Source organism: Brevibacillus laterosporus (assembly GCF_030489605.1).
Taxonomy (GTDB): Bacteria; Bacillota; Bacilli; order Brevibacillales; family Brevibacillaceae; genus Brevibacillus_B; species Brevibacillus_B laterosporus_E.
Genome location: NZ_JAUKFY010000022.1, coordinates 14,665 through 26,884 on the forward strand (window position 1 = coordinate 14,665; position 12,220 = coordinate 26,884).

Genomic DNA, 12,220 nt, shown 5'->3' on the forward strand with positions numbered 1-12,220 from the left:
ATTACTCTTCACGTAAATTCACCCACATAATAATGGCATCTTCGTTATTATCGGAATAATATCGTTTTCGTCTTCCATGTTCTTCAAAACCTAATTTTGTGTATAAGTTCCGAGCTATTTCATTAGAAGGGCGCACTTCCAAGGTCATTCTTTCGCCGCCCAGTACGATCGCAAGTGCCATCATCTGTTTCATGAGCTGTAATCCCACCCTCTGACCACGTACATCGGGATGAATACAAATATTAGTGATATGAGCCTCATCAATAATCAGCCACATTCCACAATAGCCTACAACTTGTCCGTCTAGTATAGCTACTATATATTTTGCATTCGGATTAATGGTTAATTCATTAATAAAGGCTTCTAATGGCCAGGGAGTTGGAAAACAAATACGCTCTAGCTCAGCAATCCTTTCTACATCATCTAATGTCATGTAACGAAATTCTATCTGCTTTGATAGTGTCTCACTCATGTAATATCCCTACTTTTCCTGTTTCGCTATCCATTTGGCTTCCGCTTCTGCCAATTGTAGATACTCAGGTGCTAAGTCATGCGCAGGAATGCCTTTTCCTTCCTTCAACTGTTGAAGACCCTCCCATGCCAAGTGTGCTGCTCTTGGATGATTGAAGGCAGGGGTTGCAAACATTGCCTTTTCTCCCAGCACATCGTTAATAACGTCACGATGTTTGTCCAAATCTTCTCCTAAAAATAGCAAGGGCTCATCAGATGTTTCTTGTTGGAGCAGATCCAACCAATCTGTAAGCAATATAATTCGTTCAGGTAGCAAAGCGTCCAGCGTCTGACAATCCTTGCTTCGATACAGGCCTGTGTATACTTGACCTCTCCTTGCATCAAAGAGCGGGACAATTCCTCCTGTAAAAGAAAGAGCATTCATTCCTACTGCTTCTAGACTAGAGATACCAATCACAGGAATCCCAAGAGACCAGGCCATGCTTTTCGCCGTAGCTACTCCAATCCGAACTCCTGTGTAAGAACCAGGTCCCTTTGCTACAGCAATTCCCGTCAATTCTGCCGGGTCAATATTTAGTTCATCTAGCAGCGTGGATATCCCGTCCATTACTGTAACGGAATGATTTCTATTTAAATTACTTGTCCATTCTCCCCGTACTCGTGAATCATCGACCACAGCGACGCTAAGCACGAGATTGGAGGTATCAATTGCCAGCACGCACATGTTGATCAATCTCCTTACCTACCTGTTCACTTCGTTTTCCTACTACCTCAAGTCGGCATAGGCGAACATTCTCTCCTTGTTGAAGCAAATGAATCGTCATTCGATCCTCCGGTACATGATCTGGGATTAAAGAGGCCCATTCTACAACACAAACACCTTCACCGTAAAAATACTCATCAAGCCCTAAATCATCCACCTGATCAGCGACACGGTATACATCCATATGATAAAGCGGCATACGTCCAGCATACTCTTTTATAATCGTAAAGGTTGGACTATTGACCACACGTTTTACTCCGAGTCCCCGTGCCAGTCCTTGTGTAAACGTAGTTTTACCAGCTCCCAAATCCCCTTCCAACGCCAAGAAATCCCCTGGCATCAAAAGCTGTGCTAGTTTTTCTGCGAATTCCTGGGTCGCTTGCTGACTAGTAAATTCAAATTCATACGTCATTGCCTTGCCATTCCTCCATTCTTTTTATTATAGCCCTGTCGAAAATGGCATGTAAAGGCGGGTTCCTATCCCTGTGACAAGGGCTCGATACGCAATTTCCCTCGACACCTGCCACACACATAGCGGGCTGGGTTAATCCTTTTCTTTCTTTTATACGAAAATCCACAGTCCGTGCAGATTAGTTGGTAGCGATATGGCAGCACGATTTTTTGTTTGCTAAGTCTGGAGCAGTATCTTGCTCCACCTACCTGCTGTAATAATTGAATAAAATCTTGATCGCGATGTCGATAGCCCTTTCCCTCCAGATGAAGGTGATAATGGCATAGCTCATGCTTAATGATACCAATCAATTCTTCCTTACCATGTTCTTGAAGATGAAGGGGATTAAACTCAAGATCATGCGAACGCAATAAATATCTGCCGCCAGTCGTGCGCAAACGTGAGTTAAAACGAGCATTATGACGAAACGGTTTGGCAAAATCACGTACCGATATCTCTTCCACTAGTTTTTGCAATTCCTTATCGTTCACACACGTCTCCCCCTAAGTCTTTTCCGACTGTACTTACTATAACAAAATCTCTTGAATTCTGCTTGAAGGATACGCTACACTTGTGCATGAACTCAAGTCAATTTAACAGATGGAGGCTTTCATGCGCTACCTACTTTTGCAAAAGAAGAGCGAGCTTTTTTTTGTACAAATGCCGTCATCACATATGTATCAGCTTTTAGCCCTGCTTAAACGGCTACAAAAAGAACATAACAAATTAACTGCAGTCACTAGACCCGAATTACCGCATATGCTATGCGAATGCAGTGATCTTGAACTTCTGTCACAAGAACTAAAGATTGTAGATGGTCTTTCCTATCTGAATGAATTAGAGTCCAGCTTTTCCTGCTTAAATGAAACAGAGTACCCACTCCGTTCCTTATTAACCGAAATTCGCGCTCTGCAAGCACAATTAGAAGGTTTAGCAGAAGAGGAATAGAATCTTATCCGGTCCCAGACATAGAATTAGGTTATGACTTACACAGACAGGTACCTCCACCTTTCTTCCTGCATACAATGCCAGTAAGAAAGCGCAGGAGGTATTTTTTATGCCACAATGGATGCGTAAACAGCTACAACGCGCCTTCTTTGGGAAGGATGTAAGACAAATTCGATTGCTAAACAGCTGTTGGTTTCTATATTTAGAAAAGCAAAGTAGCCGCCCTGAGGAATAGGACGGCTTTTTGTCCGTTTAGAGACATGAACTAGTTGAAAAACCTTCTCTTTTTACAAAACCATGTTTAGCAGGCTATTCTTCTGGAGAAATCATGGTCATACCAACCCGCTGACGTTTCTCATCAATATCCATTACCCAGACATCAACGATATCTCCAACTGCTACAACATCAAGAGGATGTTTTACGAATCCCTTTTTTAATTGAGAAATATGGATAAGCCCATCATTTTTTAGCCCGATATCAACAAATGCACCAAAATCAACCACGTTGCGAATCGTACCTTGCATCTTCATACCCTTGCTCAGGTCTGTTATTTTCAAAACATCTTTACTTAACAGCGGCTTAGGAAGCTCATCACGCGGATCGCGTCCCGGGCGCAAAAGGCTGTCTACAATATCTTTTAGTGTTGGTTCACCAATCTCAAGCACTGCTGCCATTTGCGGCACTGAAATATTCATGACCTGCTTCTTACAAGCCTCACTGCCAATTTCCTCAGGCTGGATTTGTAAATGTTTTAACAGCTTGTACGTAACCTCATATGACTCTGGATGAATAGGAGTACGATCAAGAGAATTCTCTCCGTCCATCACACGCAAGAAGCCGATGCATTGCTCATAGGTTTTAGCACCCAACCGAGGTACCTTTTTTAATTGGGATCGGTTTGTAAATTTCCCATTCTCTTCACGAAGCTTCACAATATTGGATGCTACTTGCTTGTTTACACCGGATACATATTGAAGCAAAGAAGCAGAAGCCGTGTTCACATCCACTCCGACGTGGTTAACTGCTGACGATACCACAAATTCTAGACTTTCCGCTAAACGAGTTTGCGATACATCATGCTGATACTGTCCAACACCCACTGATTTTGGATCGATTTTTACTAATTCAGCCAGCGGATCTTGTAAACGGCGAGCGATAGAAATAGCACTTCTTTCTGCTACGTCCAAATCAGGAAATTCTTCCTTCGCTAACGCTGACGCCGAATACACAGAAGCTCCTGCTTCATTCACAATAATATAGGAGACATCACGCTTTACTTCTTTTAATACATCAGCGATAAACTGCTCAGTCTCCCTTGAAGCTGTACCATTCCCGATTGCAACTACATCTACTTGATATTCATCAATAATTTGTTTCACGGTTTCACTAGCTTCTTTGACTTTGCTTACTGGCGGCGTTGGATAAATCACATTGATGTAAAGCTTTTTACCCGTATCATCCACAACGGCAAGCTTACAGCCAGTACGAAAGGCCGGGTCGACACCCAATACCACTTTTCCTTTAAACGGAGGCTGAAGCAGCAAATTGCGTAAATTCTCAGCAAAGATGTGAATCGCTCTCTCCTCAGCTACCTCTGTCAATTCATTCCTTACCTCACGTTCAATAGAAGGAGCAATTAAACGCTTGTAGCTATCCTCTATCGCTTGCTTGATTACATCCTCAACGACCGTCTTCTGAGCTAGTATTTTTCTTTGTAGAAACGCAATTATATCTTCGACAGGCGCTTCTAACGAAACCTTTAAAATCCCTTCCTTTTCACCGCGATTTATGGCCAGAACGCGATGAGGAACGACTTTTTTGACGGGCTCGGAGTAACTATAATACATTTCATAAACATTTTTTCCGTCTTCTTCTTTTTCCTTTTGCTCCGTGAGCAGGATAGCTTTCATGAAAGTTTTTTCACGAATCCATTTCCGATACTCTGCGTCATCGGAGATTTGCTCAGCAATAATATCCATTGCCCCCTGCAAGGCATCTTCTGCTGTTTCAACACCTTTTTCAGCGTCTATATAACAACTAGCTTCTGAGAAAGGATCACCTGTCTGCGGCAAGGACAGTATATAGGCGGCAAGAGGCTCTAATCCTTTTTCTTTGGCGATCGTTGCACGTGTACGGCGCTTTTGCTTATATGGACGATAAAGATCCTCCACCTCCTGAAGCTTGGTGGCCTTGTGAATTGCGATTGATAATTCTTCTGTTAGCTTTCCTTGCTCCTCAATTAAACGAAGAACCTCTTCTTTTCTGACAACTAAATTTCGTAAGTAACGCACACGTTCTTCAATAGTCCGTATTTGTGTCTCGTCTAATTGACCAGTCATTTCTTTCCGATAGCGAGAAATAAATGGAACGGTATTTCCTTCATCAAGCAAGGTTATTGTTTGTACGACCTGCTGAACACCTACACCTAATTCTCGTGCAAGGGTGGCAGCCATTTGTTTAACATCCATGTACCTATCCTCCCAAGGTTTACAGAAGTTCTCAATCTTTTTACGTCTAACTAGTATGATAGCCCCCTGAGGTTTCGTTTACAAGTTTACCTAGGGATAGGACAGGGTTTTCCCTAGGCTCTACGTTGTAAAGAGACCTCCAGATCTGAAATCAACTGTTGATGAAAAAAGGACCCTTCGCTCTTAAACGCGAAAGATCCTTTTTTCATCCGTTATTAAAAATCTATTAATCCGAGGCTGATCTGAAGTGATTCATTCACTCTTTCCATCATCTCATCGTCCAGATGAGTGATTTTATCAGTCAACCTTTGCTTATCAATGGTTCTTATTTGTTCCAATAAGATGACAGAGTCACGATCAAACCCATATGTTTTTGCATCGATTTCCACATGCGTAGGCAGCTTTGCCTTTTGAATCTGAGCAGTGATCGCAGCGACGATAACCGTCGGACTAAATCGATTTCCAATATCGTTTTGTATAACTAATACCGGTCTAACTCCACCTTGCTCGGAGCCAACCACAGGGGAAAGGTCCGCGAAAAATACATCGCCACGTTTAACATTCACTTACTACACCCCGCTAACTAAGCGGTCTAAGGTAAGATCGGCTTCCTCTTCTGCTTCAAAAGCCTCCGATGCCATATTGAGATTGATTTTAGCCATTTCCAAATAACCACGTTGCATTGTTTCTCGTATAAAGCGTTTTTTTCGTTCCTTGAGGTAGAGACTCATCGCTTGACGAATCAATTCACTTCGGTTTGATCTCTCTTTCTGCACAACGCCGTCTACCTCTTGCAATAAATGTTGCGGCAAACTGATCATGATACGTTTTGTATTGCTTTTAGACAAGACAAATCCACCTCCAGCCATGACCGTAACCTCTGTTCTCGAACGCTTTCCGTTCTCTTCTGATCTTATCAGTACCATTATGTCGAACCATATGCAAAAATATACCTTTTTGATGCTTTTCACCGATGCATGATGCCCACCTTAAAAGGTATTCGATCTTTTCCGCTAAATTCCTGCCATTTTTCGATATTCTTCTAAGAATTTATTGGCAATTCCATGACAGATACCGACAATTTTCCCATTTCGTAAGTAAACACGAGGAATGCGATAATTGAGCATACATGTTACTTCATAATTGATTGTTCCCAAGCACTCGGCAATCTCATCGAGTGTAATTTCTTCATTCCCTTGTTTTCCGTACAAAACCACTTCGTCTCCCACCTGGGCATCTCCTGAGTGAATATGAAGAATGGTTTGATCCATACACACTCTGCCTACAATAGGCACTCGTTTGCCATGACATAAGGCGACACCTCGATTAGACAATAAACGGGGAAAACCATCTCCATATCCGATTGGTACAGTGGCTATCTGTTCTTGATCGGTGGTTGTATAGGTGGCTCCATAGCTGATTGTGGAATGCGGGGGCATATTTTTCACATGGGAAATTCGGGTTTTTAAGCTGAGGGCTGGTTTTAAATCAAGTACATGCTGTTGTTTTATGAAGTCGGAAGGATACAATCCGTATAAGCCTATGCCCAATCGGATCAAATCATAACTCCATTCTGGAAAAACAATTGCTGCAGCCGTATTATTGCAATGAATGAGCGGAAGCTTATAGCCTGCTTTCTCAACAGCTTTCAAGCGTTCCTGAAATAAGGCATGCTGTCCTTTTACATGTGTAGTGTCTTCCTCATCCGCACAAGCAAAGTGCGTGAATATTCCAACCCAACGCATGGAATCATTTGTAGTTATCGTATGGATAAGCTCCAATAATTCTTTTTCATTACTAACCCCGATGCGTCCCATACCTGTATCAACTTTGACATGAATCTCCAATTTTTTAGAACTGCCTACCAAAAGATGGGCAGCCTCTTGCAGCCACTGAAGATGATAAACGGTCAATTGAATATCCTCTTCCACAGCGGTTTGCATAGCATCTACGGGGGTATAACCTAAAACAAGGATCGGTGCTGTAATACCTGCTCGTCGCAGCACAAGCGCCTCATCTAAAGCAGCTACCGCCAGTCTGGTAGCTCCATGCGCAAGTGCTTCTCTGGCCGTATATTCTGAACCATGACCATATCCATCCGCTTTAACTACTGCCATAATTTCTGAGTGGGCAGGGATATGTTGGCGCAGGGCAGAGACATTAGCCGCAATCGCATCCAGATCAACTTCTATCCATGTATCGCGGGCATATGGCTTCATGAATTATCGCCTCTTATTCTTTCTGTTAATAACATGTAGTCTCTCGTTTAAATGAGCTAGAAATTTATGAGATATCATGAGAGGCATACGTTTTCCGTTAATACGGTACATATGTCTCCCTTCAATAATCGGCTCTACTTGCGTCAGTGGATACGCTGTTTCTTGTCCACGAATATTGATAATGAGATGAGATTTCGTCACAGTGTAAGCAGGTCGAAGTCTCCACTTATAAAAGAACGGAGCCAAGCCCACCAGTGCTACCGCACTTGCTATGGCGATTACTTTAAATACTGTGCTATCCCGGTCACCAAAAAAATTCGACAGCAGAATCATGATTATCACAAAAAGTACCGTTTCCATAATTCGCATCTTAGCATCCTTACGTAAGAATAAATCTGAATAGGTCGCTTTTTCATGATAGAGTACCTCACCATATTCATGTTTCATCTAAGTTGAATCACCCCTTATAAATAACTCGTTACGTATCTTACCGTTTTTTTAGGGAGCCTGTCAATGAAGCAACATGAAATGTCAGAAAAATCCGTCTATATTTGCCGATTAGATATGGCTTTGGTGAGCAAGTAAAATCACTAGATCGTACATATGTTTTCTTTTCTCATGCTACATAGAAAAAGAGACGAAGACACCCTTCGTCTCTTGCAGCTTCGATACTTTATTTACCGCCTACACCATAAGTAGACTGTGCTACCTTTAGCATTTCATCTTCAGGCAAGTCACCGGAGAGTGTGAATTCGACACCATCCAGCTCCCATTTAAGAATACGTTTTTCTTCAGCAGTCTGATACAGAACACCAATGGTAAAACCAAGGTCTACAGGCATTCCTTGTTCATAGGAAACAGTCGCAGCAGTTGGACGGCTTTCCATCAAGGAATAGTTGTACTCTCCTTTATATTGTAACAATACGCTCTTCTCATTATTATGAGTCACCGGTTCAATGTTGTTTAGCTTAATTCCTGCTGGTACATAAGTCGGCTGTATAACCCCAAATTGGCTCGTAGGCTTCTTCACACCTGTTTCAGTTTGACCCATAGTCGGAACAGAAGGGAGAGCACTAGTCATGTTCTTATCTTTATCGAACGCGTCCTTCGGAAATTCAGGGTTAAAGTTGAACTCAGTGAAATTAATTTCTACCAGCTTATTCATATTGTTGTCCATAATCTCAGCTCTCGTTGGCCTCAAATCATTGCTCATCCAAATTTTTTGCTTGCTAAAGGAACGATTGCCACTGTAGTTCGCTTTTACTTCAAAGACATACTCCTTATCATCCATTTTCAATTTACGATCAGCATCATTTACAATACTGTTAACCAACGTTTCATATAAGTAGAGAGGTCCATTGTTTTCCGGCCATCCACTTTGGAAACGGAAGCTTTTTTTCAGATGTGGGGTTAACACAAAAACACCTTCATCATTACGTAAAATAATTTGCGTAATGTTACGCTGTTTAGATGTGAGAGCTACACGATAATTATTTTGTTTAGAATACCAGACCTCCACATCATATTCTTGTGGTGTGGTACCGGTTTGCAGAGTTAACACTGCATTGGTCTTATAACCGGTAATTTTGTCCATCTTCCCTCCTAATTCATTCACTACATCCTCTGGTGTCTTTGTCCCGAAGCATCCCGTCACGAGCAACGAGAGCACCAATAGCATGACTAAACCTAAAGCTCTACGTTTCATTACCTCAACTCCCCTTGTCTAGTTTCGACAATGAAGGGCTTGACTGTCTATTTCCTAGGAAATTTGTCAGATAGCTATCCAGCTCCAGTCAACATATCCTACATGCCGACTGAATCTTGTACATTCCGCAAATATTCCTGCGCTAACAGAACTTTAGTAAAGTCTGTAGAGCTAACAGTTTCCCCTCCTGCTCTATGCGTTATATATCTATGAGCCTTCTCGTCCCAATATGCAGACAAGTTAGAGTTTGACTTGGAGCCTGCAAAAATCTTCCTTTACATATTAAGTCTTCTGAACATAAAAAAGACCCTCACCTCAAGGGTGAAGGTCTTTCGCGAAACCTATTATTTAGTAGCGTTGTTTTGTTGAGCAGCGCGAGCAGCAGAAGCTCGATTCTGCTTTTGCACTTGAGCTACGTTCGTTTCGCTTGCGAACTCAGTCGCTGTATTTTGTGCAGCAGCACGAGCAGCAGAAGCTTGATTTTGTCTTTGTACTTGAGCTACGTTTGTTTCGCTTGCGAACTCAGTTGCTGTATTTTGTGCAGCAGCACGAGCAGCAGAAGCTTGATTTTGTCTTTGTACTTGAGCTGCATTTGTTTCACTTGCAAACTCAGTTGCTGTATTTTGTGCAGCAGCACGAGCAGCATTGTTCAACCCTTGTTGTTTGTTATTCATGGATATCTCACCTCCCTTGATGACACATATAATTTGTGCGTAATCAAGAGAGCGTATCCACACCTTATTTTAACAGGTATATCACAAAGCGAAATTTTAAACGCTCATTTAAATTGAATATTTTACCCGGATTTCTTCGTCATATCCGTATGAGTATACAAAAAAGGAGCCTTAACTAGCACTCCTTTTCGTATGATGGTCTTCCCTATTTAACTGCTTAAGGTAACACGCTGTTGCTTTTCAACAAGTGGCTTAACATCCGGCAAATGCTCAAGAATGAGCTTCATAACTGGGGCAGACTCGTTGTTTAGGGAGTAAAATACCCAGGCCCCACGGCGTTCTTCCTTTACCAAACCTTGTCCTTTGAGTTTAGCTAAATGTTGGGAAACGGATGGCTGAGAAGCTTGTAAAATTTCTACCAAATCACGTACACATAGAGATTGAACTTGTAACAAAGCCATAATGGTTAATCTCGTCTTGTCACCGAGTAGTTTGAATAAGTCAGCAAGCACCATCATCTGAATCATATCTGTGGTCTCCATATTCTTCCCACCTTTGTATAAACTTTCTTCACCAAGTATACTATATGGATAGTGAAAATTGGAATCCAAGGTTTTGATTTCTCTGAGTAATAACACGATTTTTACAGTTACACTTGAATTGGGCGAAAAAAAAGAACGGCTTTAGCCGCTCTTCAAATAAAGGGGGTATAGCTGTATCTCATAATCAGCCAAAACGGCCGGAGATATAGTCCTTCAGGCGTTGATCTTTTGGATTCTCAAACACCTCAGTGGTTTGGTTCATTTCAATGCATTCACCTTGTAAAAAGAAAGCGGTTTTATCAGAAATACGGGCGGCTTGCTGCATGTTATGCGTTACCATCACCAACGTATAATTCTCCTTTAATTGTATCAACAGCTCCTCTATTTTAGCTGTAGCAATAGGGTCTAGGGCAGATGTCGGTTCATCTAACAGGATGATCTCTGGTTCTACGGCCAGAGCCCGTGCAATACATAAGCGTTGCTGCTGTCCGCCTGATAAACCATGAGCGGGTTTATGCAAACTATCCTTTACCTCTTCCCACAAGGCTGCCTGCCGCAAGCTAGCCTCAACCAATTCCTCTAGTTGCTTCTTATCTCGAATCCCATGTAATTTCGGACCATATACAATGTTTTCATAAATGCTTTTTGGAAAAGGAGTAGGCTTTTGAAACACCATTCCGACTTGCTTACGTAATTGCTCCACATCCCAATTGGCATCATATATATTTTTACCTGCAATCTGAATGCTTCCTGTGATTTTCACATGCGGAATCATATCATTCACGCGGTTAATTGTCCGTAAAAAGGTTGATTTCCCGCAGCCGGAAGGACCGATTAAAGCGGTAATTGATTTTGGTTCAATCTCCATTTCAATATGCTTTAAAGCATGGGTTAATCCGTAATAGACATGCAGGTTTTGCACCTTAATCATGCTCAAGAACTTCGCTCCTCTCCTTGCTTCTATTCACAGATTACATGACAGACATGAAGCCTGTATGAGATTTATGTAAATTTTTTTTAAAGGTGTCCAAGTAACAGCGGACTTCCCTTTTGGGTCAAAGCCAAACATGAATAATCCAATTTTGAAAAGGAAATCATGAAACTACTTATAAAGAAAGGAGTGAGTAGGGGCATGGATAAATTTGTATTGCTTCTTGTTATTATCGGTGCTATCAACTGGGGACTAGTTGGTTTATTCCAACTTGATGTGGTTGCAACCTTGTTTGGGGGTATGAACTCTACTTTAAGTCGTATTATTTACACGATTATTGGTATTGCCGGAATTTATGCTATCAAGTTTTTTGGAAGCGACCGTCAACGTACCTAGAAATCAGCTTATGTGTACAAGCTGACTCATATAAAAATGAAAAACGGTGCGTCATTGATAGACACACCGTTTTTTTGGTTCTACCTTTATTCTGTTCAGGTTCTTCTGTTAGGGTGTAGAGCGAGTTAATGGTTCATCAATGCTAACATGCCCCATGAGAGATTCGGTCTTTTTCCCATCTACTAAAACAACGATTTTCATAACCTCTGGGAACTGAAACATGGTTTGTTTCAATGCATCAATAGCAAAGGCTTCACCACTAGAGCCCATATTATATTGGTTTGTCCCCTTAGCATCAATGGTTAACGTACCGTTTTCAAACGCAATGGAGTGGTAACCAAAGTCTTTCCAAAGCGCATTATGATCTGGCTTGGATGGTTTCCCCAGCAATTCCATTGCCTTTGCATACTTATCCTTATCAGAAGCAGGGGCTGTAATCTGCTGTTTCTCTTCTATTAGCTTGGTTAGATCATTGTCTGCATAGTAAAGGGTAAGGGTTAGCTGTTGTGTTTCCTTCACAGGTTGTTCTCTCTTGGCATCCTTGGCCGGCTCCACTGTCGCAGAATTGTTATTGCATGCAGCCACTAGTAAAGCTAGAAGGGCACACATGATAAGAGCTATTCGTTTCATCCCCAACCTTCCTTTCCTTTA

General features: G+C 41.8%; 17 protein-coding genes. 3 read left to right on the forward strand and 14 right to left on the reverse strand.

Features of this window, described 5'->3' with window-relative positions; genetic code table 11:
* Position 1: 1 nt before the first annotated feature.
* From rimI to QZ995_RS18980, 4 genes are all read right to left on the reverse strand, one after another.
* Entirely contained in the window at positions 2–472 is a 471-nt protein-coding gene (rimI, locus tag QZ995_RS18965) for a ribosomal protein S18-alanine N-acetyltransferase (protein WP_301809988.1), read from the reverse strand.
* Positions 473–481: 9 nt separating this feature from the next.
* Positions 482–1,195 (reverse strand): tRNA (adenosine(37)-N6)-threonylcarbamoyltransferase complex dimerization subunit type 1 TsaB, encoded by a 714-nt coding sequence (gene tsaB, locus QZ995_RS18970; protein ID WP_301809991.1) that lies wholly within the window; start codon positions 1,193–1,195, stop codon positions 482–484.
* Positions 1,176–1,646 carry a tRNA (adenosine(37)-N6)-threonylcarbamoyltransferase complex ATPase subunit type 1 TsaE gene (gene tsaE / locus QZ995_RS18975; protein ID WP_301809996.1) on the reverse strand — a complete coding sequence of 157 codons (471 nt, stop codon included), beginning with the start codon at positions 1,644–1,646 and terminating at the stop codon, positions 1,176–1,178. Before tsaE ends, tsaB begins: the two co-directional genes overlap by 20 nt.
* 65 nt (positions 1,647–1,711) lie before the next feature.
* Entirely contained in the window at positions 1,712–2,176 is a 465-nt protein-coding gene (locus tag QZ995_RS18980; protein WP_301809999.1) for a SprT family protein, read from the reverse strand.
* 121 nt (positions 2,177–2,297) lie between these two features.
* On the opposite strand from QZ995_RS18980, the gene QZ995_RS18985 reads away from it, so the two are divergent.
* Both QZ995_RS18985 and cmpA read left to right on the forward strand, forming a co-directional pair.
* Complete coding sequence (locus QZ995_RS18985) at positions 2,298–2,633, forward strand: hydrolase/acyltransferase (RefSeq protein ID WP_301810002.1); 336 nt, start codon at positions 2,298–2,300, stop codon at positions 2,631–2,633.
* 109 nt (positions 2,634–2,742) lie between these two features.
* Positions 2,743–2,868, forward strand: coding sequence for a cortex morphogenetic protein CmpA (gene cmpA, locus QZ995_RS18990; protein WP_003333532.1), 126 nt, complete (start codon positions 2,743–2,745; stop codon positions 2,866–2,868).
* A 74-nt stretch (positions 2,869–2,942) separates the two neighbouring features.
* Here the strand turns inward: cmpA and QZ995_RS18995 are convergent, their stop codons facing one another.
* From QZ995_RS18995 to pstB, 9 genes are all read right to left on the reverse strand, one after another.
* Positions 2,943–5,102, reverse strand: coding sequence for a Tex family protein (locus QZ995_RS18995; RefSeq protein ID WP_301810011.1), 2,160 nt, complete (start codon positions 5,100–5,102; stop codon positions 2,943–2,945).
* 215 nt (positions 5,103–5,317) lie between these two features.
* Positions 5,318–5,668: a type II toxin-antitoxin system PemK/MazF family toxin gene (locus tag QZ995_RS19000; protein WP_003333534.1), complete on the reverse strand. Its 351-nt coding sequence runs from the start codon at positions 5,666–5,668 to the stop codon at positions 5,318–5,320.
* 3 nt (positions 5,669–5,671) lie between these two features.
* The gene (locus tag QZ995_RS19005; RefSeq protein ID WP_003333535.1) at positions 5,672–5,971 is read right to left on the reverse strand and encodes a CopG family ribbon-helix-helix protein; all 300 of its coding nucleotides are present in this window, start codon (positions 5,969–5,971) and stop codon (positions 5,672–5,674) included.
* A gap of 144 nt (positions 5,972–6,115) precedes the next feature.
* Positions 6,116–7,321, reverse strand: coding sequence for an alanine racemase (alr, locus tag QZ995_RS19010; RefSeq protein ID WP_301810016.1), 1,206 nt, complete (start codon positions 7,319–7,321; stop codon positions 6,116–6,118).
* A 3-nt stretch (positions 7,322–7,324) separates the two neighbouring features.
* A complete protein-coding gene (locus QZ995_RS19015; RefSeq protein WP_003333537.1) occupies positions 7,325–7,768 on the reverse strand; it encodes a hypothetical protein in 444 nt (147 codons plus the stop codon).
* 226 nt (positions 7,769–7,994) lie between these two features.
* The gene (locus QZ995_RS19020) at positions 7,995–9,026 is read right to left on the reverse strand and encodes a DUF4367 domain-containing protein (RefSeq protein ID WP_003333538.1); all 1,032 of its coding nucleotides are present in this window, start codon (positions 9,024–9,026) and stop codon (positions 7,995–7,997) included.
* Positions 9,027–9,370: 344 nt separating this feature from the next.
* Complete coding sequence (locus tag QZ995_RS19025) at positions 9,371–9,700, reverse strand: gamma-type small acid-soluble spore protein (protein ID WP_301810021.1); 330 nt, start codon at positions 9,698–9,700, stop codon at positions 9,371–9,373.
* 209 nt (positions 9,701–9,909) lie between these two features.
* Positions 9,910–10,242 carry an ArsR/SmtB family transcription factor gene (locus tag QZ995_RS19030; RefSeq protein ID WP_301810024.1) on the reverse strand — a complete coding sequence of 111 codons (333 nt, stop codon included), beginning with the start codon at positions 10,240–10,242 and terminating at the stop codon, positions 9,910–9,912.
* Between the two features lie 184 nt (positions 10,243–10,426).
* Positions 10,427–11,179, reverse strand: coding sequence for a phosphate ABC transporter ATP-binding protein PstB (gene pstB / locus QZ995_RS19035; protein WP_301810027.1), 753 nt, complete (start codon positions 11,177–11,179; stop codon positions 10,427–10,429).
* Between the two features lie 195 nt (positions 11,180–11,374).
* Between pstB and QZ995_RS19040 the strand changes: the two genes are divergently transcribed.
* Entirely contained in the window at positions 11,375–11,569 is a 195-nt protein-coding gene (locus tag QZ995_RS19040) for a DUF378 domain-containing protein (RefSeq protein ID WP_301810029.1), read from the forward strand.
* A 108-nt stretch (positions 11,570–11,677) separates the two neighbouring features.
* On the opposite strand, the gene QZ995_RS19045 is transcribed toward QZ995_RS19040, so the two are convergent.
* Positions 11,678–12,199 (reverse strand): GerMN domain-containing protein, encoded by a 522-nt coding sequence (locus QZ995_RS19045; RefSeq protein WP_301810031.1) that lies wholly within the window; start codon positions 12,197–12,199, stop codon positions 11,678–11,680.
* Between the last annotated feature and the right edge of the window lie 21 nt (positions 12,200–12,220).